A 23,787-nucleotide genomic window follows, 5' to 3' on the forward strand; every position below is an offset into this window, starting at 1 on the left:
ATGAACAAACATTGCTATTTCAGCCGCACCCACGGGGAGTTACGGGTGGTGTCCGAACTGGCTCGCAGCTACAGCACTGAACCGGGGCAAAGCCGGGATAGCGGCGGCATCCGCTTGTGGGTAACGGTGCGCCGTGCGGTGTAGCTGCTGGGGTTGGCGCTGTTTTCCGGGCCTGCCCTGGCCGATGGCATTGTGGCAGATGTCACCGCCGCGCCCGGCCAGCGGCCCGAAGTCATCGCCACCCAGAACGGTTTGCCACAGGTCAATATAACCGCCCCCAATCAGGCTGGGATATCGCACAACCAATACCAGCAGTTCGATGTCGACGCCAAAGGGGCCATCCTCAACAACTCGGCGGTGATAACCTCCACCCAAATGGCCGGGATGATCCAAAGTAACCCCAACCCCAACCTCAACCCCAATGCCGCCCAGGCGCGGGTTATCCTCAATAAAGTCAACAGCAATGATCCCAGCCAACTACGTAGTTTCTGGAGGTAGCCGGCGGGCATTGTCTGCAACGGCTGCGTCACCCTCAACGCCGGACGCATGACGCTGACCACCGGCAAGCCGCAGTTGAACGCCGACGGCAGCCTGGCAGGCTACCAGGTCGAGCGCGGTTTAGTGCGTGTTGAGGGCGGCGGACTCAATGGTGATACCCGTCATGACACCGAGTACGTAGATATCCTCGCGCGTGCGGTAGACATCAACGCCAGCGTCTGGGCCAAAACCGGGCTATTGGTGGTCGCTAGGCGCAACCGGATAGGTGCGGACGGCACCACAGCAACGCCGCTGGCGGACGACAGCAGCACCAAACACGAACTGGCGATAGACATTGTGCAGATAGGGTCAGGTATAGTGGCCAAATCCGCATGATAGGCACAGAAGCCGGCGTGGGGGTATGCAACCAGGGCGGACACCTGCAAGCGGGCAAAACCCTGACAATCAGCAGCGAGGGCAAACTCAGTTGGCAGTCGGCTGCGCAAGAGGCTGTCATCGAGGCTGGCGGGGATATCCGGCTGATGGCCCGTGACGATATCAACCACCACGACAGGCTGCACAGCGGCGGTACGCTGGTTATTGAGAGTCTGGCTGGCAAACTCAGCCATTCCGGCACCCTGGCGGCGACCGGCGATGTTCGCCTGAGCGCTGACAGCGGTATAGATAGAGAGCCACTTCACCCTGACTGGCAAGTTGGACAATACCGATGGCAGTATCGAGGCCCATAGCCTGACACTGACATCAGGAGCACTGACCAACCAACACGGACGTCTGGTATCACTCAACGACAGTGCACAGTACTGGCGGGTCAGCGGAATACTCGACAATAACAGCGGTGAGTTGGGCAGCAACGGCGACCTTCAGCTTGACGCTGGTCGCCTCGACAACCTGGGGGATACGGTAAAAACGCAGGCAGGTCTTACCCTCTATGCTAGCTGCAATATCAACAACACCCAGGGCAAGGTGCTGGCAGGTAATGCCCTGCGGCTTGATGCGCTGGGCGCATTCGACAATCAGCAGGGACAGGTCAATGGTGCGCAATTACTGCTGACGGCACAGCGTCTGAACAATGCTCAGGGACAGGTGGTCAGCCAGGGGGATATCACCCTTATGGCACGCAGAGGGCTAAACAACCAGGGCGGCCTTATCGGAGCTGGCAAAGCGTTGACCATTCTTACTGGCGATGATGGGGATAATGGCGCTGGCAGCGCGCAAAGTGAAACGCCACTGATGGCAACGGCGCGACTCGGTCGCGCTCCGGCCAGGCGTTGACATCAAACGCGGCGGGAGCAATAGACAATCGCGCGGGTGAAATCAGCGGCGAGTCGCTGGTGCTGACGGCACAGCAGATCAACAACACCCAGGGCAAAGTGATAGCCCAGCGTGATGCTAACCTGACATCCCAATAAGCACTGAGCAATGCCAACGGCCTGCTTGATGCGGGCGGCACACTCAGCATACGCACCGATGGCGACTGGGATAACCGCGACGGCACCGCGCTGGGCGGCCATCAGGTCACTGTCGCCACTCACACCCTCAATAACGCCAGTGGTCGGCTGCAATCCGGTGGAGACCTGACACTTGACAGCACAGGCGACATCTGGAACCAATGCGGCAAACTGACCGCCCAGCACACTCTCGACATCAAGGGGGCCACAACCGGCCTGTTTGATAACTACGGCGGACGCTACAAAGCGGCGGACTACTGTACAGCAAAAAATACCTGTATTTTAATTTGAAAGAACAGTTGGACAACCACCAGGGCAGGCTGCAGGGCGGCGAGGCACTCAAACTCGATGCCCAGACGCTGAACAATGCCAGCGGCACGATAGACGGCCAGCAACGGTTGGCGCTACGCATTATCGGCGGGTTGGATAATGCGGGCGGTGCCGTGCGGAGCAACGGTGACCAGCAAATAACTGCGGCAAGCATTGACAAACGCCAAGGGGTATTCAGCAGCCGTGGCGGACTGGCGCTTACGGCAGCACAGTTAGATAACAGCAACGGCACGCTTATCAGCGAGGGCAGCGGTATCTACCGCATCGAGATGCTCGATAACCGACAGGGCAAAGTGCACAGAGGCGAGGCGCTGACGCTCAACGGCAGGCAGGTAAACAACCAGCGCGGACAACCGGTCTCGAGCCAGGCATTGACGCTTAAGGCGAACCAACTCGACTACAGCAGCCAGTCCGCGCTTGAAGTGCAGACCGACCATCTGGACAACCGCTACGGTGGCCGGGTGCTCTGGGTACGACACACACCAGCGTGACCGCACGCGACATCGACAATATGGCCGGATGGCTACAAAGCGCCTGCTCCTTCTCCCTCACCGGCGTATCCACGCTGAATAACCGCCAGGGGCGCATCCTGGCCAATGACGCACTCAGTATCAATGCCGGACAATCGCAGACAGACTCGCCGCTATCCCTATTCAACCGCCCGAGCCATAACCTGCTGGCGAGTTTCGTTCCACTGGGGGCTTGTCAGGCAGCAATCAGAAGGAGCTACTTTTTTACAATAAGTTATTTTTCTTTATACCAATCTCTGAAAGAGAATTTATTTCTGAATTCTTTAAATCTTGAATGCTTTTAATATAAAGTGGTTGGCTTATTTCCGAAGTAATTTTATTAGATTGGTTTCTTAACAAGAAGAGCATGTTTTCCATCACTGATGAATATTTTTATGCCGTAGAAATTAGCTCATATTTTCTAAGTTCTTTCCAACTTGCTCTGCAACAAAGTCAGTAATGCCACGTATACGATTTCCAAAGTCTCTTTCCATATTTTTAAGCATATTATTTTTCAGCTCAGGAATACGAGCTTATGTCACATAATAAAAACTCCCTATTAAATTTTTGTCATGCTTCATGATCGAATAGCTTTATTTATTTTTTTGATTAAATCATTGCATAATTTAATATGGCACTGACATCAGGTTTGTTAGTGGATAAACTATAGCTCTTTAGTTTATTTTTATAATAGATGGTTTGTTTCTTGCCTTGTTTCTATCTTCTTTTGCATTATTTATTTTAGCAGATGAAGATGTGATTTTTGTTACTAAATTTTCTGTTTTTTTCCAAAATAAGTTCCGCTATTATCAATTAGTTCAGTACAAGGATCCGCTACGCGCAAGGCGGCTTTCCCTAATTCTTTCCATGACTTTGCCAAACCTTCTGAAGCTCCTGCTGAAAACTGCTTAGCAACTAACTGTGGCCGTTGTAATTTTTGAAGTTACTTCAGCAGCTGTCAATCCAACTCGAACCGCTTTGACAGCAGCACTTCCTCCGCGAATTGCCGTTCCTACTGCTTTAGCTCCAGCACCAATTACTGGTATTACTGTAAGAGCATCTGTAATAGCGCCGAATATTCTCCATCCTATGTTACCTTTCTGGAATTCACGGACAGTTCCATAAATAGGGATTATGCTTAGGGTTACGTCTTTCGCAATTTCACCTGTGGATACTCGATCAGTCACTTTTTCCTCCATCGGTAACTCTTGTGCGATATGGTTCTGCTTAATTTCCGGTTTTGTATAAACCATTGACCTAGACTTTCCGCAAATAGTAACGCTCACGCCACTATTGTCAATAGTGTTTTATTGTCAATAGTGTTTTTTCCTAAATTTTTATGTACGTCCTTGGTTGTAGTATTAGTATCTTTTCTTGCGTATGTGACTGTATTTGTATTTTTATCCTGGAGGTGCAGTGTTTCTGCCATGATTTTCATCATATCTCCAAATTTTAGTGTTATTGGAATTTACCTTGCATACGAGATACAGCAGTTTTCCTATGTGAGTTTACTGGATTTGATCCTATATTTCCAGACGTAAAATTACTCTTAAGTTAGCTATCGCTTTGCCTGTCAGCTATTTGTTGTCAGCGAAAGTTGCTACCGTTACCAGGCTAAACTGAGTAAAGAAAATGACGTTATTGCCGACTGATTGCTCCGCATCACCGACAGTCAGCACAACTGGGGGTTCGGCCTGTTTTTTTGTACCTGCGTAGGGCGTTATTCGTGGTGATACCTGAAACCCTCAGATTAATTCACCCAGTCTTCCAGCGTCAGAGCCAGCACCCGTGCAAACTCTCTTGTATTATTCGTCACCAGCACGGCGGCGATGGCATGCCAGGCGATCGCCGTATCGTTCGGGCCGATCGGCGTCCCGGCCGCGGCAAGTGCCGTCTTGATCTCCGTGGTGGTAGCGTCCACCGCCGCCCGGTCCCAGGCCAGCACGGTATCCAAGCGGGCGCAGAATGCGTCGACCAGCTGCACGTGGCGCGGCGAGGCCTTCTTGCCGATCACCACGATGCAGTGATTGCGCAGCACCGCCTGTTCAAGACGTTTGAACACGGCTTCCGGCCGCTCACGCATGATGAAAGAACAAATGTTGGTGTCCAGCATATAGGTCTTGTTCACAGGTCAAATTGTCTTTCATCTCTAACCACGTCCATGCGCTCCGTCATAAAGTCCGGGTTGGCCTTTTCCAGCTGCGCGAACGAGCCCCGGGTCGGCCGGACGGGGCGCATGATGAGTCTGTCCCCTTCACGGACGATCTCCAGCTCGCTCACCCCATCAAAATCCAGATTGCGGGGCAGACGGATAGCGCGTTTATTGCCGTTTTTAAAAATGGATACGGTTCCGCATGATGTCCTTCTAGTTTATGGCGTTATAGCCCATCTGCATAGGCTCAGTATAGGCAGATACGCAGCATATGCATAGTGCAGGCATGGCTTTGTTGAATAAATCGGATTTGGAATAAAGAGTCCCCTGAATGGGTATCTTTCTGGCATACCGTCGAGCGTCATCTTGTTTAATGCACAGATCATGGCCAGCGCCTCTGCAACTTGCCCATCATAATCTCGCAGCGACAGGTGACCACCAAATAGCTGTTTTACTCTGTACCTCGCTGTTGCCGCTATCGAACGTCGGTGGTAGCCTGTGATACTTTTCCACCGTGTGTTGTCTCCGGTAACGCGCTGGTTCGCCACCGCTTGATTTCGCTCTGCATAGTCTGCCGACCAATAACGTGCTCCGCTGCTGGGCGGTATTAACGCCTTGAGCTTCTTGCCCCTTAACTCATCATCACACACTCGCGTATCCTAAGCCCGATCCGCCGAGGCGACTTTGATGTTACGGTACCTCTGGCGGATAAGACCTGGGAAGGCTTCGGTGTCGGTGACATTGCTCAAGGAAAGGTCAGCACAGATGACCTCATGTGTTTCTGTATCTACGGCCAAATGCAGTTTTCGCCAGATCCGCCGTTTTTCCTGACCGTATTTTTTTGCCATCCACTCGCCTTCACCCAACACGTTGAGCCCGCTAGAGTCGATAACGAGGTGCGCAATTTCACCCGGCGTTGGGGTTTTAAATGGGACATGGCCGGACTTCGCCCGCTTACTGATACAGGTGTCGTCCGGGCAGTTCAACGCCACTTTAATCAGTGTGACAATGGAGTCGATGAAGCCCTGGATGGCGCGCAGTGTCAGGCCGAAAATCCGTTTCAGTATCAATACGCTGGTGATTGCCATATCGGAATAATAAAGTGGGTGATCCCCGAGTGATAAGGGCGTTGTTGTAAGCCTTCCAGTTGGTGATGTTGAACTTTTGCTGGGCCACGGAATGTCGCTATGTTGACAGAAGGAGAGTGATCTGATCCTCGTGCCGGCCAAATATTCGATTTATTCAACAACGTCCCCTATAGCCTGTAGATCGGCATGGTAGGATGAGCGAACAAACGGGCCACAAGCCACGTGGGTGAAACCCATGGCCTTGGCTTCTTCTTTCATCTCATCGAACTCGGCCTGGCTGACGTAGCGCTGAACTGGTAGGTGGTGGCGACTTGGTTGCAGATACTGGCCGAGCGTCAGCATAGTGACACCATGGTGGCGCAGATCGCGCATCACTTCAATGATTTCCGCATTGGTTTCACCTAGGCCGACCATCAGGCCAGATTTGGTGGGGGTATGCGGATGTGCTTCTTTAAAACGCTCCAGTAGCTTCAATGACCACGCGTAGTTGGCCCCGGGGCGAACCTGGCGGTAAACGCGTGGCACGTTCTCCAGGTTGTGGTTAAACACGTCCGGCGGCGTTTTGGTCAGGATATCCAACGCGCGATCCATACGGCCACGGAAGTCCGGTACCAGCGTTTCGATCTTGATGGAAGGATTTTTGGCACGGATAGCAGCGATGCAATCGGCAAAGTGTTGGGCACCGCCGTCGCGCAGATCATCACGATCAACCGAGGTGATCACGACGTAACGCAGGCCCATATCGGCGATGGTTTGTGCCAGTTTTTCCGGCTCGTTGGCATCCGGGATCATCGGGCGGCCATGGACCACATCACAAAATGGGCAACGGCGGGTACAGACGGCACCAAGGATCATAAAGGTGGCAGTCCCATGGTTGAAACATTCAGACAGGTTCGGGCAGGAGGCTTCCTCACAGACCGAATGCAGGCCGTTTTTACGCATGGCAGCTTTAATGCCTTGAATGCGCGTCGAGTCGGCTGGCAGTTTGATCCTCATCCAGTCGGGTTTACGCAACAGCTCCTGCCGTTCGGTGACCACTATTTTAACTGGGATCAGTGCCATTTTGTCTGCATCGCGGTATTTGACGCCGCGTTCCATCTGAATCGGTTTACTCATAATTGTGCAGGTTCCAGTTACGAAGCTCGAATTATTTTTTAATTATTTAAAATCAATTATTTAGAGATTATATATAAAATAGTGGTAAAACTCTAGTAATACTATACCACCTTTACGGTGATCCATTCAGCACCTCTAGTATTACGATTGAGGTCTTTTATAGCTGCAGTTTTGCGTCCCATGATAGCCTGTGCAACCTCTTTGCCGTAAAGGTTTGTATATAATAGACGTGCTGAGCTGATAGGCTGCTTATTTCGTGGAGGCTAGGCTAGGTTCGGTGCCTGGCCAACTTAAATTAGTTTTATCCCTCGCTGTGCTGAATCCCTTTGATAGAATACCAGGCTTTAATCCAACCCCTTTCTTTGCACCCCTAACGGTGTGAAGTAAATATTTGCTTACGACACCAGATGTGCGGCATCTCGAAATGACCTCCTCCAATATTAACCCCTCACCTGGAATAGAAAGGCTTAGCGGTAGAGAAACCCTGACCCCAGTTTTGATCTGCACTAGGCGTTGTTGAATAAATCGAGCTTTTGGCCGGGACGAGGATCAGATCACTCTCCTTCTGTCAAAATAGCGACATTCCGAGGCCCAGCAAAAGTTCAACATCACCAACTGGAAGGCTTACAACAACGCCCTGATCGCTCGGGGTTAACTCACTTTCTGGGTGGATGAAACGGCTCTTTACGCCTGGTACTGCGAGGCAAAACCTGATCTGCATGGTCGCCGACAACATTATTCCGATATGGCAATCACCAGCGTATTGATACTGAAACGGATTTTCGGCCTGACACTGCGCGCCCTCCAGGGCTTCGTCGACTCCATTATCACACTGATCAAAGTGCCGTTGAACTGCCCGGACGACACCTGCATCAGTAAGCGGGCGAAGTCCGGCCATGTCCCGTTTAAAACCCCAACGCCGGGTGAAATTGCGCACCTCGTTATCGACTCTAGCGGGCTCAACGTGTTGGGTAAAGGCGAGTGGAAGGTAAAAAAACACGGTCAGGAAAAACGGCGTATCTGGCGAAAACTGCATTTGGCCGTAGATACAGAAACACATGAGGTCATCTGTGCTGACCTTTCCTTGAGCAATGTCACCGATACCGAAGCCTTCCCAGGTCTTATCCGCCAGAGGTACCGTAAAATCAAAGTCGCCTCGGCGGATCGGGCTTACGATACGCGAGTGTGTGAGATCGCTGCCACCTGCCTGCATTACGGTGCTACATTAGCCACGCGCAATACTAAGGATTTCATCTGTAGCTGCGTCACCCTAGTCGACCCTTGGCTGATGAACAATAATACTCGGCACCTGCATGAAGATGCGGCGGATTACGATGTAATGAACAGGAAGTCCTGGCGGTTCGCGCTCCACGCAGCACGTTGTCAGAACCTTCAGGCGTTGTCCTTCTGGGGTTGATGCCCATTTTCCGATGCTCTTTTGTCGATTGGCAACACTGGCAGGGGAATATAAGCGCGGATCAGCAACCCGCCACTTTCGCTAGTGCCAATATCCAGCACGCCGTCATGCGAGTCAATAATGCGCTGCACAATCGCCAGACCTAGCCCGGTACCGCTGGTGCTACGCGCACTGTCGCCGCGCACAAAAGGTTGTAGAAGATGCTGCAACCTTTCTGGCTCAATACCTGGGCCATCGTCTTCAACCTGGAACCATCCGCGCAGCGGCTCGCGCCCACTGCTGACTTTGATCCAGCCATTACCGTAGCACGCCGCATTGACCACCATGTTCACCGCCGCACGCTTAATGGATAATGGGTGGACATTCACCATCAGTGTGCCTGGCAACATGGCGGTTTCAATCACCCGCTCATAGCCACTTTCTGCCGCCACTACTTCACCAAGGATAGCGTTCAGATCACTGGTTTCGATCGGCATTTCATGACCGGTACGCAAATAATCGATAAACTGCTCAATGATGGCGTTGCATTCTTCAATATCTTTATTAATTGATTCAGCTAGATAGCCATCCTCCATGCTCATCATTTCGGTTGCCAGACGAATGCGCGTCAGCGGGGTGCGCAGATCGTGACTGACCCCAGCCATCAGCAACGTACGGTCATCCGCCAATAACTTAACCCCTGACGCCATCTGGTTAAATGCCCTTGTAACCGAACGCACCTCAGAGGCCCCGTACTCACGCAACGGCGGCGGGATAATACCTCTACCCACCTGCAAAGCGGCATGTTCCAGCTCCACTAGCGACCGGTTTTGGATACGGATAAACAACCATGCCCCCCCTATCGCCAGCAGTATAATCGCCAGGGTATAGCGGAAAAGTGGCGAGAAATCGCCCTGATGGATTTCAGTCAGCGGAACACGCACCCAGATATCGGGCTGTAGCCAGGTTTTCAGCCACACCACCGGAGAGTTTTTGTCCACTTCTACCCGCACATCTGTCGGCCCGCCAAGCTGATGCGCCATCTGCTGGCTGAGGAAATGATAGTGCTGCGCCCAGCATAGGCCATTTTCCTCCGCCGCCGAGTTGGTATAGAGGGAAATACCTAGCTCGCGATAGATTTCACGACGGAACGCTGGCGGCACTGGCAGCAAGGCTCCATCTTCCAGTTGCAGCCGATCGGTCATCAGCATACGCACTTCGTAAGCCAATACCTTATTGAACTGTTGCAGGCTAGGCAGGATGGCGAAGTTCAGCACCACTAAATAAGTCGTAACCAGGCTGATAATCAGCAAGGTAATGATTAAAAGCAGGGTTCTGGCAAATGAACTGCACGGTGAAAAGCGCAATCGTCTCATGCCTTGCTGCCATCTGGAACAAAGACGTAGCCCAGCCCCCAGACAGTCTGGATATAGCGTGGATGCGCAGGATCTTCCTCAATCATGCGGCGCAAGCGGGAAATTTGTACATCGATGGAACGCTCCATCGCACTGTATTCACGGCCACGTGCCAGGTTCATCAGCTTGTCTCGTGACAGTGGTTCGCGCGGGTGACTTACCAACGCTTTCAGCACCGCAAACTCGCTACTGGTCAGCGACATAGGTTGATCTTCACGGAACATTTCGCGGGTGCCGAGGTTCAGTTTGAATCTGCCGAAGGCAATCACTGCTTCTTCTTGCGAAGGTGCGCCCGGCAGCTCATTGGCCTGTCGACGTAGTACAGCACGAATGCGAGCTAGCAGTTCACGTGGGTTAAATGGTTTTAGGATGTAGTCATCGGCACCGATCTCCAAGCCAACAATACGGTCAACTTCTTCACCTTTAGCAGTCACCATAATGATCGGCATAGGGTTACTTTGGCTACGCAAACGGCGACAGATGGAGAGACCATCTTCGCCTGGCAGCATCAGATCCAGCACCATCAGGTGAAAGGATTCACGCGTCAACAAGCGATCCATTTGCTCCGCGTTGGCAACGCTACGTACTTGAAAGCCCTGTTCGGTTAAATAACGCTCTAAAAGCGCGCGCAGTCGCATATCGTCGTCGACGACTAGGATCTTATGATTTTCTTGCATGTTATTACTCCCAAAGGCTTTATTGCCTAAGTCGACTATTGTTAAAAAACCCTACCAGTCTGGATAACTTTAAAAGATATATATTCAAGCCAGCATTGTTACAAATCATATTTTTTCCTAATTTATCAATACTTTTCATCAATTATCTCATTGGCTTCACCAAAATTCCGGCGCTTAATCAGCTAAATAGGGCATCCCTCCGTTAGAGAGCAGCCTCGCTATGCTGTCCAATAAGAATAAAAAACGCCACCGGCAGGAATTGCTCGGTGAGCATAGCATGGCTATCTTGTTTCAGGCGTCTGTAAAAAATGCGCAAGTTGGCGATGCAATCGCTGGTTCTCTTTCTGCAATTCACCAACCCTTTCAAGCAGCTTGAGCGCCATGGCAATCCCCGGCCAGTCCAGATCCAGCTCAGTACGCAACCGCCCTGCGCGTCTTAGATGGCTTAACGCAGGATAATCAAACTCCCAATGCACTTGTTCTGGTTGCAACGGCACAATCACACCCAGCTCTACAATCTCGACCAGTTCATCCTGTGAAATATCCACTGTCTGGCACAGTTCCACCAGGGTAAAGGTTATCTCTTTGCTCATCATTTTGGCTCCCATTCCGTCCGGGGATCAAACGCCACCTGCTCAGACAACTCTCGCCATAGGGCGCTGATTTTTTCATCCGGTTTCGGCGGCATCACTACCTTGAGAACGGCGTACAGATCGCCGGTTTCTTTCTTGCCAGCCAGCCCCTTACCTTTGAACCGCAGCCGCTTGCCGCTTTGGCTGCCGGAGGGAATGGTCAGTGCAATCTTACCGGTCAGCGTCGGCAATTCAATTCTGGTCCCCAGCGCGGCTTCCCATGGTGCTAGCGGCACCACGATATGTAAGTTGTGACCCTCAGCCTCAAATAACGGATGCGGCGCGAAGCGAATGATCAGGTAGAGGTCGCCATTCTGGCCGCCGCCCACGCCAGCTACTCCCTGACCCTTGAGGCGAATACGTTCACCATCAGCCACGCCCGCTGGGATTTTCACATTCAGCGTTTTGCTGGTTTCACTCACCTGTCGACCCAGTTCATCCACGACAGGTAGTTGATAAGAAATTGATCGGGTTTGGCCGTTGAGCGTTTCCTCAAGAAACAGCGGAACTTCCATCTCAAGATTCTGCCTATGGAAACCGTGCACGGCAGAGCGTCGACCTCTTGCGGCATGGCCACCGAACATGCTCTCGAAGAAGTCGGAAAAATCGTGTACGCCCGCGCTATATCCCGCTTCTCTCTGCCCGGCATAGCCGTGCGTCTGCTCAGAGAAACGAGGATCTTTGCGGTGCAGCCTGAACTGATCGTATTCGGCGCGGCGCTCTTCATCCTTCAGCTCCTCATACGCTTCCGCCAGTTCCTTGAACTTGCTTTCAGCATCCTTCTCGGTACTGACATCAGGATGGTACTGACGCGCCAGTCGGCGGTAGGCGGTTTTTATGGTTTTCAAGTCGGCGGCGGGATCGACTCCCATCGTCGCATAGTAGTCTTTAAATTCCATGCAGTAATACCTTCAATTTGATGGGTTATGCGCTCGAATTCCTTGTTTTTTGTTAAGATAATGCCACCTTTTCATCGCTCTCCTTTCCCGGTAATACGATGGAAGAATATCAAAAACCCTCATTATTCCGCTATTGCTAAGGATACTCCCGATTATTAAAGACTGCGCAGGCTGATAAAACAATGCAACAGCACAAAATATCCGGTTATCGTTTCACATTTACTGACCCTGTGGCAGTGACTCAATAAAGATAAATTACCATGAAAACTTAACTGATAACCCGCCAAGGCTAGAGTAAACTCAAGCAAAAACTGGACTATCTTTGGCGCGAGGAACGCCCAGAGGTGACTAAAAAAGTGGCCTGGGCCGCCTGTCTGGGAGACAGAAGTGAGAATGCCGATTACAAGTACAATAAGAAACGGCTACGCGAGATCGACCGTCGCGTCCATTATCTAGCCCAGTGCCTGGAGTAATGGAAGGTCATCGATTATGCTCCCCAACAGGAAGGTAAAGTATTATTTGGTGCCTGGGTTGAGGTCGAGAATGACAATGGTGATGTCAAACGCTTTCGTATCGTCAGTTATGACGAAATTTTCGGTCGCAAGGATTATATATCCATTGACGCGCCGATAGCTCGCGCCCTGCTGAAGAAAGAAAAGGGCGATAACGCCATCGTCAACACCCCGCAAGGTGAAGCATGGTAGTATATCAACAAGATCGAATACCCAAAGTAAAGTTTCGTTTTTTCCTAACAGCCACTAGGCCACTGGAATACGCCGGTTTACCCACTCCGGTGGCCTGCTCTATTGGCATTTCCCCCCATCAATCTGTATAACTGTTCCCTGTTTATTCACCGTTCTTAACACAGATAATAGACTTATGAATCACCCACTGAGCCGCATTATTGCAACAGAGCTTGAGGCACAGCCCCAGCAACCCAAGCAAGTTAACTCCGCCTGCTGGATGAGGGTAATACTGTGCCCTTTATTGCACGCTATTGTAAGGAAGCCACCGGGGGCTTGGATGACACCCAACTGCGCCAGTTGGAAACCAGTTTGGGGTATTTACGCGAGTTGGAAGATCGCCGTCAGACCATCCTTAAATCGATTGTAGAACAGGGCAAGCTGAGCGAGCTGTTGGCACAGGAGATTAAAGCAACGTTGAGCAAAACCGAACTCGAAGATCTTTACGGCGTTGTTGAATAAATCGGATTGGAATAAAGAATCCCGTGAATGGGCATCTTTCAGGCAAGGCGTACACTTTCTGGCATACCGGAGAGCGGCATCTTGTTTAATGCACAGATCATGGCCAGCGCCTCTGCAACTTGCCCATCATAATCTCGCAGCGACAGGTGACCACCAAATAGCTGTTTTACTCTGTACCTCGCTGTTGCCGCTATCGAACGTCGGTGGTAGCCTGTGATGCTTTTCCACCGTGTGTTGTCTCTGGTAACGCGCTGGTTCGCCACCGCTTGATTTCGCTCTGCATAGTCTGCCGACCAATAACAGGCTCCGCTGCTGGGCGGTATTAACGCCTTGAGCTTCTTGCCCCTTAACTTATCATCACACACTCGCGTATCCTAAGCCCGATCCGCCGAGGCGACTTTGATTTTACGGTACCTCTGACGGATGAGACCTGGGAAGGCTTCGGTATCGGTGACATTGCTCAAAGAAAGGTCAGCACAGATGACCTCATGTGTTTCTGTATCTACGGCCAAATGCAGTTTTCGCCAGATACGCCGTTTTTCCTGACCGTGTTTTTTTACCTTCTACTCCCCTTCACCCAACACGTTGAGCCGGGTAGAGTCGATAACGAGGTGCGCCATTTCACCCAGCGTTGGGGTTTTAAACGGGACATGGCCGGACTTCGCCCGCTTACTGATGCAGGTGTCGTCCGGGTAGTTCAACGGCACTTTGATCAGTGTGATAATGGAATCGACGAAGCCCTGGATGGCGCGAAGTGTCAGGCCGAAAATCCGTTTCAGCATCAATACGCTGGTGATTGCCATATCGGAATAATGTGGTGGGCGACCACGCAGAGAAGGTTTTGCCTCGCAGTACCAGGCGTGAAGTGCCGTTTCATCCCCCCAGTAAGTGAGTGAGCCCCGAGTGATAAAGGCGTTGTTGTAAGCCTTCCAGTTGGTGATGTTGAACTTTTGCTGGGCCACGGAATGTCGCTATGTTGACAGAAGGAGAGTGATCTGATCCTCGTCCCGGACAAATGTTCGATTTATTCAACAACGCCCAACGCCGGATACCGCTGCAAAATTGACATAAACTGCTGCCAATCGACAAATTTTCGAAAAAAGTCTACGCCAAATACGCAGCTATCTATAATATGCAGCTTGTTTATTATCTCGAGTTGGCGTCCTACGCCATTCCCAACCTGCGTTAATAGGCAGAATTTGGCTTATGATAAAAAGAGATCAATCTTTAGCGACGCCTTATCTTCAGTTCGATCGTACCCAGTGGGCTGCATTGCGAAATTCTGTGCCGCTGAAGTTGTCAGAAGAAGAGATCCTTAAACTGAAAGGGATTAACGAAGATCTCTCTTTGGATGAAGTGGTGCAGATTTATCTGCCGCTGTCGCGACTGCTGGAATTATATATCAGCTCTAACCTGCGCCGACAGGCGGTTATCGAACAATTCCTCAGCACCGACGGGCAAAAAATTCCCTATATAATTGGCATTGCTGGCAGCGTCGCCGTGGGTAAAAGCACCACCGCCCGCCTGTTGCAGGCGCTGCTCAGTAGTTGGCCGGAGCACCGCAGCGTAGAGCTGATCACTACCGACGGATTCTTGCATCCCAACAAGGTGCTGAATGAACGCGGACTAATGAAGAAAAAGGGGTTCCCGCAATCTTACGATATGCGTAGTATGGTAAAATTCGTTTCAGAAGTGAAATCTGGTGCCAAACGCGTAACGGCTCCGGTTTATTCGCATCTAATTTATGATTTAGTCCCTGATGGCAATCAGGTTATCGAACAACCGGATATTCTTATTCTGGAAGGACTCAACGTATTGCAGAGTGGGATGGATTATCCCCACGATCCGCACCGTGTATTTGTTTCAGACTTTGTTGATTTTTCAATCTACGTCGATGCGCCGGAAACATTACTGCAAAACTGGTATATCAACCGCTTCCTGAAATTCCGTCAGGGGGCGTTCTCCAACCATGATTCTTATTTCCATAACTACTCTAAACTACCGGAGCCTGAGGCAGTCAGTATCGCTACACAACTATGGAATGAGATTAATGGTTTGAATTTGCAGAAAAACATACTGCCGACGCGTGAGCGAGCAAGTCTGATTATGACCAAGAGCGCCAGCCATGCGGTAAATAGCGTACGCTTAAGAAAATAATCCAGAGAAATATGAGGGGACTTCTGTCCCCTTAATTAAAATCTTTATTCCGCGTGGCGCAGAGATATTTCCCCACCAATAAAGGGTTTAATCATCCCCTGTTGATCAAGCAATAAAGCCCCCTGCTGATCGATGCCTCTAGCAATGCCAAAGATTTGCTTTTTACCAATCAGCAACTTGACCGGCCGATCAATAAAGTTATCTAACGAGTGCCAACGCGCTACAAATGGCGTCAGTCCATCATTTTCAAACTGCTTCAGCGACTGTCGCAGCTCATTGAGCAGGGTAGCGGCAAGCTCATTGCGATCGATGCTAATCCCTGCCTCCTGTAGGTTGATCCATCCCTGATTAATGTCGTCAGCATTGGTACCGCACATCGCCAAGTTTATGCCAGCTCCCATTACCAGATGAGCCGCATCACCAGTTTTTCCTGTCAGTTCGACCAGGATGCCCGCCAATTTGCGATCGTTAAGATACAAATCATTCGGCCACTTAACCCGAACATCCTCCGCACCTAGACGCTGTAAGACTTCGGCCATCACAATACCAATCACCAGGCTGAGCCCCATAGCAGCAGCAGGCCCCTGTTCCAAATGCCAGAACATCGATAGATATAGGTTAGTGCCAAAAGGTGAGACCCACTGTCGCCCGCGGCGGCCGCGGCCAGCCTGCTGATACTCGGCAATACAGGCGTCACCGGACTGAAGCTTACAGATACGATCCAGCAAATATTGATTGGTTGAATCCACTAATGGCAACACAGTCACGCGTTTATCTTCCAGCAGCTTGAGAATACGATCGGCTTCCAGTAATTGAATAGGGTCTGGAAGACTGTATCCATTACCTGGCACGGTTAATACATCCACCCCCCACTCGCGGATAGTCTGAATATGCTTGTTAATCGCCGCCCGACTCATACCCAACGACTCACCGAGATGTTCCCCTGAATGGGAGCCGCCATCAGTTAACAGCGCAATCAGCTTCAACGGCACCTTGCTGTCTTTCATGACAACACCTCGACTGCATTCAACTCACCCATCACGCCGATAAAACGCACCTCAGGCTCCAGCCATACATCGAATCTGGATGCTACTGTGTTGCGCACATGGCGCGCCAGAGCGACGACATCCTGGCTGGTAGCATTATCCGCATTTACCAAAACTAATGCCTGATGGAGATGTACGGCAGCCCCACCTACCCGATATCCCTTCAACTCGCATTGATAGATTAGCCAGCCCGCAGCCAACTTAACCTGTCCATCTGCCTGCAGATAATGTGGCATACCCGGATACTGAGATATCAGTGATGCAGATTTCTCTGCGCTCACCAGCGGATTTTTGAAGAAGCTGCCAGCATTCCCGATCTTACGGGGATCAGGCAACTTACTTCGACGCATCGCACAAACGGAATCGAATATTTGACTTGGTGTCACAGTTACCGGATCCAGCTTAGTTAAATCTCCATACTCAAGCATTGGCCGCCACTTCTTGCTCAAGCACAAGCCAAGACCAACGATAATGTATCCAGTCTGAAATTGATGTTTAAAAATGCTCTCACGGTAACCAAAGCCGCACTCAGCTACCGGGATACGATCAATAGCGCCGGTAAATAAATCCAAGAGATCGACATATTCACAAACGTTTTTCAATTCGATGCCGTAAGCACCTATATTCTGAATCGGTGCAGACCCCACTAAACCGGGGATCAGCGCCAAGTTTTCCAACCCGGCAATACCAACTTGCAGAGTGTGACAAACCAGATCGTGCCAGTTCTCACCAGAGCCGACATGGAGGTGCCACGTATCCAGTTCCTCTCTGATATTTATGCCTTTTAATTGGTTGACCATCACCGTACCGGAAAAGTCTTCAAGAAACAGCACGTTGCTTCCCTCGCCGAGCACCAGCAGTGGCATCTGGCGCTTTTGTGTTTGTTGCCAGACTTTGAGCATTAATTCAATTCTATCTGCTAGGACCAGATGCGTTGCGTTGACCGTGAGCGCAAAAGTATTGTGATGTTTTAAAGACGCGCTTTCAATAGACATAATGTTCAATACCCATACGGAAATAATCTTCCACCTAAATACCTGCGCCTAATAGTAGATCACTGAGGCTTTGTTGAATAAATCGGATTTGGAATAAAGAGTCCCGTGAATGGGCATCTTTCAGGCAAGGCGTACACTTTCAGCATACCGGCGAGCGGCATCTTGTTTAATGCATAGATCATGGCCAGCGCCTCTGCAACTTGCCCATCATAATCTCGCAGCGACAGGTGACCACCAAATAGCTGTTTTACTCTGTACCTCGCTGTTGCCGCTGTCGAACCTCGGTGGTAGCCTGTGATACTTTTCCACCGTGTGTTGTCTCGGGTAAGGCGCTGGTTCGCCACTGCTTGATTTCGCTCTGCATAGTCTGCCGACCAATAACGGGCTCCGCTGCTGGGCGGTATTAACGCCTTGAGCTTCTTGCCCCTTAACTCATCATCACACACTCGCGTATCCTAAGCCCGATCCGCCGAGGCGACTTTGATTTTACGGTACCTCTGGCGGATGAGACCTGGGAAGGCTGCGGTATCGGTGACATTGCTCAAGGAAAGGTCAGCACAGATGACCTCATGTGTTTCTGTATCTACGGCCAAATGCAGTTTTCGCCAGATCCGCCGTTTTTCCTGACCGTGTTTTTTTACCTTACACTCGTCTTCACCCAACACGTTGAGCCCGTTAGAGTCGATAACGAGGTGCGCAATTTCACCCAGCGTTGGGGTTTTAAACGGGACATGGCCGGACTTTGCCCGCTTACTGATGCAGGTGTCGTCCGGGCAGTTCAACGGCACTTTGATCAGTGTGACAATGGAGTCGCCGAAGCCCTGGAGGGCGCGAAGTGTCAGGCAGAAAATCCGTTTCAGCATCAATACGCTGGTGATTGCCATATCGGAATAATGTGGTGGGCGACCACGCAGAGAAGGTTTTGCCTCGCAGTACCAGGCGTGAAGTACCGTTTCATCCACCGAGAAAGTGAGTGAATCCCGAGTGATAAGGGCGTTGTTGTAAGCCTTTCCAGTTGGTGATGTTGAACTTTTGCTGGGCCACGGAATGTCGCTATGTTGACAGAAGGAGAGTGATCTGATCCTCGTCCCGGCAAAATGTTCGATTTATTTAACAACGCCTCCGACACCTGCCATGTCACCTTCACCTGGTTGCTCCGTTGGATAAAGACTTCGTTCAGCCAGCCTTGGCCGCAGAACACGCCAGCTTCACGGGTGATGATGGTAGCATCAGCCTGTTTGTAAACCGGTAACAATTGCGCGGTAAGATCGCGCTCGGTGTTGACTATACCGCCCAGATCTTCGCCTAGATCCTGGGCGACGGCATAGGGAATATCACTGTCAATTCGTTCAAGAAGCTCGGTGCGGTGGCGGTGGGCACTGTAGCGGCGTGTCGGCATGGGAAACTCCGAAATGGACGGTGGGATTACAGGGGAACATGCTACCCGGTTACAGAAATAAGTACCACCATCGTGCGGTGTCTGATGCAGTGGGAAATGGCTTGATGATGGAGTAACCAGCGCGGGCTGACTGCACAGCGTTAGGCCGTTAGGCGAATTTGGCAGTTTACCAGTACGCGCGATACAGCAAGGTATCCTTATTATTTTTTTGACATTCCGCCATGGTGGTGTGACCTAGCCTGGTGGGTGTTTGACGGGCACCTCTGGAACAACGCTATGCTTAAGAGCTTGAGAGTAGGAAAAAGGAGAGGAGTCGCTAATGACGTTGTTTACGCTAGTACTGGTTTTGGCATGGGAACGCCTGTTTAAGCTGGGTGAACACTGGCAGTTGGAGCACCGCCTGGAGGTGGTGTTCCAGCGGCTGCATCGGGTGTCGCTGGCGCAGACGCTGCTATTGACCCTCGCTTGGATGGGGGGAATGTGGGGTATGCTGTGGCTAATACAAGGGGTATTCTTTGGCATGGTGACACTACTGCTGTGGATTATTATCGGCTTACTGTGCATCGGTGCTGGCATTCAACGCCAGCATTACCACGCCTATTTGCAGGCCGTGCTGCAGGGGGATAGCCAAGCCAGCAACCAGATGGCGGAAGAACTGGCGCTGATCCACGGTTTGCCGATAGATTGTAGCGAATTGCTGCGCCTGCGCGCACTGCAAAATGCGCTATTATGGATTAACTTCCGCTACTATCTGACACCGATATTCTGGTTTGTGGTCTGTGGAGCCTATGGGCCGATAGCACTGGCGGGATATGCTTTCCTGCGCGCCTATCAAACCTGGAGGGCGCGCCACCGTACGCCGCTGGAGCGTTCGCATTCGGGTATTGATCTGTTGCTGAATTGGCTGGACTGGCTCCCGGTTCGGGTGGCGGGAGTGGCTTATGCGCTGCAAGCTTACAGCTTGGCGAAGCAGCGTTGCGCTGCGTCGATAGTGCGCTGAATATCTGCCTTACTGTGTGCCACGGACATGAAGCCCGCTTCAAACGCCGAGGGTGCCAGATAGATGCCTTCTTCCAGCATCAGGTGGAAAAAGCGCTTGAAGCGCTCCACGTTGCATTGCATGACTTGCTGATAGCAGGTGACCGATGGGACGTCAGTAAATAACAAGCCGAACATGCCGCCGACATGGTTGACCACCAGTGGGATGTGTTCTTCTTTCGCCGCGTGTCGCAGACCTTCCGCCAACCTATCGGTCAGTTCGGTCAGTGCCTGGTGTACGCCTACTTGCGACACTGCGGTCAGGCAGGCGTAGCCCGCTGCCATAGTGATCGGGTTGCCGGACAGGGTTCCTGCTTGGTAAACCGGGCCGGTTGGTGCCAGCACTTCCATCACTTCACGGCGTCCACCGAAGGCTCCTACCGGCATGCCACCGCTAATGATTTTACCCAGGCAGGTCAGATCCGGTTCGACGTGATAATAGGACTGCGCCCCAGCCAGCGCTACGCGGAAGCCGGTCATCACTTCATCGATGATCAGCAGTGCGCCATATTCGTCGCATAGTGTGCGCAGGCCCGGCAGGAACTCCGGTAGTGGGGGTACGCAGTTCATGTTGCCGGCCACGGGTTCGACGATGATGCAGGCGATTTCTGAAGGGTATTGCTCGAACGCCGTGCGCACTGAGTCCAAATCGTTATAGGTGCAGGTAAGGGTATGCTTAGCAAAGTCCGCGGGTACGCCCGGCGAGTTTGGCTGGCCGAGGGTCAATGCGCCGGAACCGGCTTTCACCAGTAGGCAGTCGGCGTGACCGTGGTAGCAACCTTCAAACTTGATGATTTTATCGCGGTGGGTGTAGCCACGCGCCAGACGAATGGCACTCATGGTGGCCTCGGTGCCTGAATTAACCATGCGCACCTTATCCATGGTCGGCACCAGTTCGGTGACTAACTGCGCCATACTGATTTCTATCTCGGTTGGCGCACCAAAGCTTAGGCCGCGCTGTGCCGCTTCGATTACCGCGTTGCGGATCGCCGGGTGATTGTGCCCCAGCACCATCGGCCCCCAGGAGCCGACATAATCGATGTAGGCTTTGCCATCGACGTCGAACAGGTATGCTCCCTCTGCCCGCTCGATAAACAGTGGCACACCGCCGACACCCGTGAAGGCGCGTACTGGAGAGTTAACCCCACCGGGGATCACCTGTTGCGCCTGGGCATACAGACTTGCGGATTTGCTGGGTAAACTCATAAATCAGCTCCTGGATTTTTTTGAATGATTTGACCGCGCTATTCTAGAGGAGAGTGTCGCGTTATGAAATGTTCATCGACAAAGAGTGATTAGTCGTAGCGGGTGGCTAAGAACCTACTGGGATAGGCTCTTAGCCGGTGGTGAGGTGACGGAGAAACGGGGTACAGAAAATGGGGTCAATACTTGAACGCAATACTTAGGTATCGGATAATCGTCAGTATTAATCAGGCAGCTAGTGTAGCGATCTGATGCTGAACAAGGTTGGGAGTAAAGAGTATGAATGATGAAACTGCATTGCCCCTGCAATTTACTGAGGCAGCAGCAAACAAGGTTAAATTCCTGATCGCTGATGAAGAAAACCCGAACCTCAAGTTACGGGTTTACATTACCGGCGGCGGCTGTAGTGGGTTTCAGTACGGCTTCAAATTTGACGACAAAATCAATGATGGCGACATGACCATTGAGAAGAAAGGTGTGGCGCTGGTGGTCGATCCGATGAGCCTGCAATATCTGGTGGGGGGGGCGGTGGATTATACTGAAGGGCTGGAAGGCTCACGTTTTGTGGTAGCCAACCCGAATGCTAAAACGACCTGTGGCTGTGGTTCCTCATTCAGTATCTGACTTTTCCCCACCAGGGTATTGACCCGTCTTCACCTCATGGCTAGCGCGTTAATGCTCCTGTCATTCACTAAGCGACAGTCTGTTCTGTGATCGGCGCTTGGCTGTACCTCAACCGCGTTTGGCCAGGGCTTGCAGCATGGCGTTAATCATCATCGTGGTCTGTTTGGCCACCACCGTGAGGAATTCGTCAAAGCTGATGTGGGATACTCTGTCGGCGACGTCGGAGATAGCGCGCACCACCACAAACGGCGTGCCGAACAGATGGCAGACGTGGCCGATCGCTGCAGCTTCCATTTCAACTGCCACAACGTTTGGGACGGTGGCGCGAATACGTGCCAACGGTTCTGCACCGTTGATAAACGCATCGCCGCTGCAAATCAGGCCGCGCACTGCGTTCAGGTTCAACTGTTTGATGCCACTTTCCGCCAGAGCGATCAGGGCGCCATCAGCTACGAACGCTGCTGGGCAACCAGCCATCTGGCCTGGCTCATAGCCAAAGGCGGTTACGTCGGCATCGTGGTAACACACTTCTTCGGACACCACGATGTCGCCAACCTTCAGCGTGCTGGCAAGGCCGCCGGCGGAACCGGTATTGATCACCATGTCCGGCTGGCAATGTTGCAGCAACAGGGTGGTGCCTATTGCCGCAGAGACTTTGCCGATACCGGATTTCAGCAGGGCAACGTCGACGCTGCCGATCTGGCCGGTATAGATTTCACTGCCCGCGCGTTGAAGGGTCTGACGGTTTTCGATTTGATCGCGCAGTAGGGCGACTTCTTGCTCCATTGCGCCGATGATGGCTACTTTCATAAATAACACTCGCTGATTAGGTGGGGAATTGCACCATAGTCTATCATGGCTGTCAGAGAGATAATTCATTGCATCTGCTGGCGGGAATTGTTATCATAGAAGTGGGTGCAACTGAGGATAAACAGATGTCCGGGATCGACTTCAAGTAAAAAATTAGCTTTCTGCGGCCATTCGGCAAACCTATTGAGGCCAAAGACGAGTACGACATTGTGCGGCAGTTTGAGAGCGATCGCAGGCGCATTATCAATTCTGCCGCCATCCGCCGTTTGCAGCAAAAAACCCAGGTCTTTGCGTTGGAGCGTAATGCGGCTGTGCGTAGCCACCTGACCTATTCGATGGAAGTGCAGCAGGTCGGGCGGCATATCGCCAAAGAGATCCTCAACCGCTTCAAACTGGCTGGGCGCATTGATGAGCTTGGCCTGACCCGGTTGCTCGCTCCCTTTGAAAGTATCATCGAAACGGCCTGTTTGATGCATGATATCTACAATCCGCTTTTCGGCCACTTCGGCGAGTCGGCGATCAACGACTGGTTCACCCAGCGGCTCGATCCCGCCAGTTGCGGCAGCTGGCCGGGTAGCCACGATAGGTGTCGGGTTGAGCTGCTACGCCTGCATCAGGGAGAAAGCGAACTTAACCGGCTGCGCAGCCGCATTCGTCAAGATCTCAGCCATTTTGAAGGCAATGCTCAGGTGAGCCGCATGGTCTATACCCTGCTGAAGCTCAACCTAACTTACGCGCAGGTGGGTTGCATTTTGAAATATACCCGCCCGGCCTATTGGGCGAGCGAGATCCCAGCTAGCCACAGCTACCTGATGAAAAAACCCGGTTATTATTTGGCGGAGGAAGCGTATTTTAATCGCTTGCGGCGCGAACTGTATATGGGCTAATTCAACCGTTTCCCTCTGACCTATATTATGGAAGCTACCGACGATATTTCTTATTGTATTGCCGATCTCGAAGACGCCGTGGAAAAAAATATCTTCACCATTGAGCAACTTTATCAGCATCTCAGGCAGGAATGGGGGGAAGCGATCACGGGGGATTTATTCGATAAAACCGTTGTCAGTGCCTTCCGCAAAATTGACAGCGGCGGAGATCAGTTCTTCATGTATTTGCGGGTATTGACGGCTTTGTTGAATAGATCGGATTT

23 protein-coding genes and 11 pseudogenes are annotated in these 23,787 nt (G+C 51.7%); 17 read left to right on the forward strand and 17 right to left on the reverse strand.

Going from position 1 to position 23,787, the window contains the following annotated elements; genetic code table 11:
• The 8 genes and pseudogenes from AACL06_RS01455 to AACL06_RS10465 all read left to right on the forward strand — a co-directional run bounded on the left by AACL06_RS01455 (window position 1) and on the right by AACL06_RS10465 (window position 3,697).
• Window positions 1–144: an ESPR-type extended signal peptide-containing protein gene (locus AACL06_RS01455; RefSeq protein WP_339037483.1), complete on the forward strand. Its 144-nt coding sequence runs from the start codon at window positions 1–3 to the stop codon at window positions 142–144.
• Window positions 145–192: 48 nt separating this feature from the next.
• Window positions 193–873, forward strand: a pseudogene (locus tag AACL06_RS01460) (filamentous hemagglutinin N-terminal domain-containing protein).
• Window positions 870–1,226 (forward strand): hypothetical protein, encoded by a 357-nt coding sequence (locus tag AACL06_RS01465; protein WP_339037485.1) that lies wholly within the window; start codon window positions 870–872, stop codon window positions 1,224–1,226. Before AACL06_RS01460 ends, AACL06_RS01465 begins: the two are co-directional and overlap by 4 nt.
• Complete coding sequence (locus AACL06_RS01470; RefSeq protein ID WP_339037487.1) at window positions 1,192–1,770, forward strand: hypothetical protein; 579 nt, start codon at window positions 1,192–1,194, stop codon at window positions 1,768–1,770. Before AACL06_RS01465 ends, AACL06_RS01470 begins: the two co-directional genes overlap by 35 nt.
• Before the next feature lie 140 nt (window positions 1,771–1,910).
• Entirely contained in the window at window positions 1,911–2,237 is a 327-nt protein-coding gene (locus AACL06_RS01475) for a hypothetical protein (protein WP_339038457.1), read from the forward strand.
• Window positions 2,234–2,767 (forward strand): hypothetical protein, encoded by a 534-nt coding sequence (locus AACL06_RS01480; RefSeq protein ID WP_339037489.1) that lies wholly within the window; start codon window positions 2,234–2,236, stop codon window positions 2,765–2,767. Before AACL06_RS01475 ends, AACL06_RS01480 begins: the two co-directional genes overlap by 4 nt.
• On the forward strand, window positions 2,764–3,090 hold the full coding sequence (locus AACL06_RS01485; protein WP_339037491.1) for a hypothetical protein: 327 nt from the start codon (window positions 2,764–2,766) through the stop codon (window positions 3,088–3,090). Before AACL06_RS01480 ends, AACL06_RS01485 begins: the two co-directional genes overlap by 4 nt.
• A gap of 451 nt (window positions 3,091–3,541) precedes the next feature.
• Window positions 3,542–3,697 (forward strand): hypothetical protein, encoded by a 156-nt coding sequence (locus tag AACL06_RS10465; protein WP_425336922.1) that lies wholly within the window; start codon window positions 3,542–3,544, stop codon window positions 3,695–3,697.
• Here the strand turns inward: AACL06_RS10465 and AACL06_RS01490 are convergent.
• The 5 genes and pseudogenes from AACL06_RS01490 to lipA form a co-directional block, all read right to left on the reverse strand.
• Window positions 3,694–4,071: a hypothetical protein gene (locus AACL06_RS01490; RefSeq protein ID WP_339037493.1), complete on the reverse strand. Its 378-nt coding sequence runs from the start codon at window positions 4,069–4,071 to the stop codon at window positions 3,694–3,696. The genes AACL06_RS10465 and AACL06_RS01490 overlap by 4 nt on opposite strands.
• Window positions 4,072–4,535: 464 nt before the next feature.
• Complete coding sequence (locus AACL06_RS01495) at window positions 4,536–4,913, reverse strand: VapC toxin family PIN domain ribonuclease (protein WP_339037495.1); 378 nt, start codon at window positions 4,911–4,913, stop codon at window positions 4,536–4,538.
• Window positions 4,910–5,125: a type II toxin-antitoxin system VapB family antitoxin gene (vapB, locus tag AACL06_RS01500; RefSeq protein WP_339038459.1), complete on the reverse strand. Its 216-nt coding sequence runs from the start codon at window positions 5,123–5,125 to the stop codon at window positions 4,910–4,912. The genes AACL06_RS01495 and vapB overlap by 4 nt, the downstream gene beginning before the upstream one ends.
• 153 nt (window positions 5,126–5,278) lie before the next feature.
• Window positions 5,279–6,113, reverse strand: a pseudogene (locus tag AACL06_RS01505) (IS5 family transposase); the annotation flags it as partial.
• A gap of 62 nt (window positions 6,114–6,175) precedes the next feature.
• On the reverse strand, window positions 6,176–7,141 hold the full coding sequence (gene lipA / locus AACL06_RS01510; RefSeq protein WP_339037497.1) for a lipoyl synthase: 966 nt from the start codon (window positions 7,139–7,141) through the stop codon (window positions 6,176–6,178).
• A gap of 513 nt (window positions 7,142–7,654) precedes the next feature.
• Here lipA and AACL06_RS01515 point away from each other — a divergent pair.
• From AACL06_RS01515 to AACL06_RS10470, 3 genes and pseudogenes are all read left to right on the forward strand, one after another.
• Window positions 7,655–7,816, forward strand: coding sequence for a hypothetical protein (locus AACL06_RS01515; RefSeq protein ID WP_339038493.1), 162 nt, complete (start codon window positions 7,655–7,657; stop codon window positions 7,814–7,816).
• Window positions 7,749–8,330, forward strand: a pseudogene (locus AACL06_RS01520) (IS5 family transposase); the annotation flags it as partial. The gene AACL06_RS01515 and the pseudogene AACL06_RS01520, both read left to right, overlap by 68 nt.
• A pseudogene (locus AACL06_RS10470) lies at window positions 8,331–8,492 on the forward strand (type II toxin-antitoxin system VapC family toxin); the annotation flags it as partial. It lies immediately after the preceding pseudogene.
• Window positions 8,493–8,533: 41 nt separating this feature from the next.
• Here the strand turns inward: AACL06_RS10470 and envZ are convergent.
• From envZ to cbpA, 4 genes are all read right to left on the reverse strand, one after another.
• A complete protein-coding gene (envZ, locus tag AACL06_RS01525) occupies window positions 8,534–9,913 on the reverse strand; it encodes a two-component system sensor histidine kinase EnvZ (RefSeq protein WP_339037499.1) in 1,380 nt (459 codons plus the stop codon).
• Complete coding sequence (gene ompR, locus AACL06_RS01530; RefSeq protein WP_339037501.1) at window positions 9,910–10,629, reverse strand: two-component system response regulator OmpR; 720 nt, start codon at window positions 10,627–10,629, stop codon at window positions 9,910–9,912. The genes envZ and ompR overlap by 4 nt, the downstream gene beginning before the upstream one ends.
• Window positions 10,630–10,910: 281 nt before the next feature.
• The gene (locus tag AACL06_RS01535; RefSeq protein ID WP_339037503.1) at window positions 10,911–11,225 is read right to left on the reverse strand and encodes a chaperone modulator CbpM; all 315 of its coding nucleotides are present in this window, start codon (window positions 11,223–11,225) and stop codon (window positions 10,911–10,913) included.
• Entirely contained in the window at window positions 11,222–12,160 is a 939-nt protein-coding gene (gene cbpA, locus AACL06_RS01540) for a curved DNA-binding protein (protein ID WP_339037505.1), read from the reverse strand. Before cbpA ends, AACL06_RS01535 begins: the two co-directional genes overlap by 4 nt.
• Before the next feature lie 311 nt (window positions 12,161–12,471).
• On the opposite strand from cbpA, the pseudogene greB reads away from it, so the two are divergent.
• Window positions 12,472–12,864: pseudogene (greB, locus tag AACL06_RS01545) on the forward strand (transcription elongation factor GreB).
• A 175-nt stretch (window positions 12,865–13,039) separates the two neighbouring features.
• A pseudogene (locus tag AACL06_RS01550) lies at window positions 13,040–13,350 on the forward strand (Tex-like N-terminal domain-containing protein); the annotation flags it as partial.
• Window positions 13,351–13,403: 53 nt separating this feature from the next.
• On the opposite strand, the pseudogene AACL06_RS01555 reads toward AACL06_RS01550, so the two are convergent.
• A pseudogene (locus tag AACL06_RS01555) lies at window positions 13,404–14,306 on the reverse strand (IS5 family transposase).
• A complete protein-coding gene (locus tag AACL06_RS01560) occupies window positions 14,239–14,400 on the reverse strand; it encodes a hypothetical protein (RefSeq protein ID WP_339037507.1) in 162 nt (53 codons plus the stop codon). Before AACL06_RS01560 ends, AACL06_RS01555 begins: the two are co-directional and overlap by 68 nt.
• A 171-nt stretch (window positions 14,401–14,571) precedes the next feature.
• On the opposite strand from AACL06_RS01560, the gene coaA reads away from it, so the two are divergent.
• The gene (gene coaA / locus AACL06_RS01565) at window positions 14,572–15,522 is read left to right on the forward strand and encodes a type I pantothenate kinase (RefSeq protein WP_339037509.1); all 951 of its coding nucleotides are present in this window, start codon (window positions 14,572–14,574) and stop codon (window positions 15,520–15,522) included.
• Between the two features lie 44 nt (window positions 15,523–15,566).
• Here coaA and birA read toward each other — a convergent pair whose 3' ends face one another.
• The 4 genes and pseudogenes from birA to AACL06_RS01585 all read right to left on the reverse strand — a co-directional run.
• Window positions 15,567–16,529 (reverse strand): bifunctional biotin--[acetyl-CoA-carboxylase] ligase/biotin operon repressor BirA, encoded by a 963-nt coding sequence (gene birA, locus AACL06_RS01570; protein WP_339037511.1) that lies wholly within the window; start codon window positions 16,527–16,529, stop codon window positions 15,567–15,569.
• Window positions 16,526–17,563: a UDP-N-acetylmuramate dehydrogenase gene (murB, locus tag AACL06_RS01575; RefSeq protein ID WP_339037513.1), complete on the reverse strand. Its 1,038-nt coding sequence runs from the start codon at window positions 17,561–17,563 to the stop codon at window positions 16,526–16,528. Before murB ends, birA begins: the two co-directional genes overlap by 4 nt.
• Before the next feature lie 120 nt (window positions 17,564–17,683).
• Window positions 17,684–18,607: pseudogene (locus AACL06_RS01580) on the reverse strand (IS5 family transposase).
• A gap of 76 nt (window positions 18,608–18,683) precedes the next feature.
• Window positions 18,684–18,962 (reverse strand): annotated as a pseudogene (locus AACL06_RS01585) (carboxylating nicotinate-nucleotide diphosphorylase); the annotation flags it as partial.
• A 319-nt stretch (window positions 18,963–19,281) separates the two neighbouring features.
• Between AACL06_RS01585 and ampE the strand changes: the two are divergent.
• Window positions 19,282–19,911, forward strand: a pseudogene (gene ampE, locus AACL06_RS01590) (beta-lactamase regulator AmpE); the annotation flags it as partial.
• A gap of 5 nt (window positions 19,912–19,916) precedes the next feature.
• Here ampE and hemL read toward each other — a convergent pair.
• Window positions 19,917–21,206 carry a glutamate-1-semialdehyde 2,1-aminomutase gene (gene hemL, locus AACL06_RS01595; protein WP_339037515.1) on the reverse strand — a complete coding sequence of 430 codons (1,290 nt, stop codon included), beginning with the start codon at window positions 21,204–21,206 and terminating at the stop codon, window positions 19,917–19,919.
• A 276-nt stretch (window positions 21,207–21,482) separates the two neighbouring features.
• Between hemL and erpA the strand changes: the two genes are divergently transcribed.
• Complete coding sequence (gene erpA / locus AACL06_RS01600) at window positions 21,483–21,827, forward strand: iron-sulfur cluster insertion protein ErpA (RefSeq protein ID WP_339037517.1); 345 nt, start codon at window positions 21,483–21,485, stop codon at window positions 21,825–21,827.
• 108 nt (window positions 21,828–21,935) lie between these two features.
• Here the strand turns inward: erpA and mtnN are convergent, their stop codons facing one another.
• The gene (mtnN, locus tag AACL06_RS01605; protein WP_339037519.1) at window positions 21,936–22,637 is read right to left on the reverse strand and encodes a 5'-methylthioadenosine/S-adenosylhomocysteine nucleosidase; all 702 of its coding nucleotides are present in this window, start codon (window positions 22,635–22,637) and stop codon (window positions 21,936–21,938) included.
• Window positions 22,638–22,789: 152 nt separating this feature from the next.
• Between mtnN and dgt the strand changes: the two are divergent.
• Window positions 22,790–23,764 (forward strand): annotated as a pseudogene (dgt, locus tag AACL06_RS01610) (dGTPase); the annotation flags it as partial.
• Window positions 23,765–23,787 lie beyond the last annotated feature (23 nt).

The organism is Serratia symbiotica (Periphyllus acericola), assembly GCF_964019515.1.
Taxonomy (GTDB): Bacteria; Pseudomonadota; Gammaproteobacteria; order Enterobacterales; family Enterobacteriaceae; genus Serratia; species Serratia symbiotica_D.

Bases quoted from the DNA above. Each gene is read 5' to 3' on its own strand.
- erpA (WP_339037517.1), top strand. From the start codon at position 21,483: ATGAATGATGAAACTGCATTGCCCCTGCAATTTACTGAGGCAGCAGCA.
- mtnN (WP_339037519.1), bottom strand. From the start codon at position 22,637: ATGAAAGTAGCCATCATCGGCGCAATGGAGCAAGAAGTCGCCCTACTG.
- cbpA (WP_339037505.1), bottom strand. From the start codon at position 12,160: ATGGAATTTAAAGACTACTATGCGACGATGGGAGTCGATCCCGCCGCC.
- murB (WP_339037513.1), bottom strand. From the start codon at position 17,563: ATGTCTATTGAAAGCGCGTCTTTAAAACATCACAATACTTTTGCGCTC.
- lipA (WP_339037497.1), bottom strand. From the start codon at position 7,141: ATGAGTAAACCGATTCAGATGGAACGCGGCGTCAAATACCGCGATGCA.
- envZ (WP_339037499.1), bottom strand. From the start codon at position 9,913: ATGAGACGATTGCGCTTTTCACCGTGCAGTTCATTTGCCAGAACCCTG.
- AACL06_RS01535 (WP_339037503.1), bottom strand. From the start codon at position 11,225: ATGATGAGCAAAGAGATAACCTTTACCCTGGTGGAACTGTGCCAGACA.
- AACL06_RS01465 (WP_339037485.1), top strand. From the start codon at position 870: ATGATAGGCACAGAAGCCGGCGTGGGGGTATGCAACCAGGGCGGACAC.
- ompR (WP_339037501.1), bottom strand. From the start codon at position 10,629: ATGCAAGAAAATCATAAGATCCTAGTCGTCGACGACGATATGCGACTG.
- hemL (WP_339037515.1), bottom strand. From the start codon at position 21,206: ATGAGTTTACCCAGCAAATCCGCAAGTCTGTATGCCCAGGCGCAACAG.
- birA (WP_339037511.1), bottom strand. From the start codon at position 16,529: ATGAAAGACAGCAAGGTGCCGTTGAAGCTGATTGCGCTGTTAACTGAT.
- coaA (WP_339037509.1), top strand. From the start codon at position 14,572: ATGATAAAAAGAGATCAATCTTTAGCGACGCCTTATCTTCAGTTCGAT.
- AACL06_RS01455 (WP_339037483.1), top strand. From the start codon at position 1: ATGAACAAACATTGCTATTTCAGCCGCACCCACGGGGAGTTACGGGTG.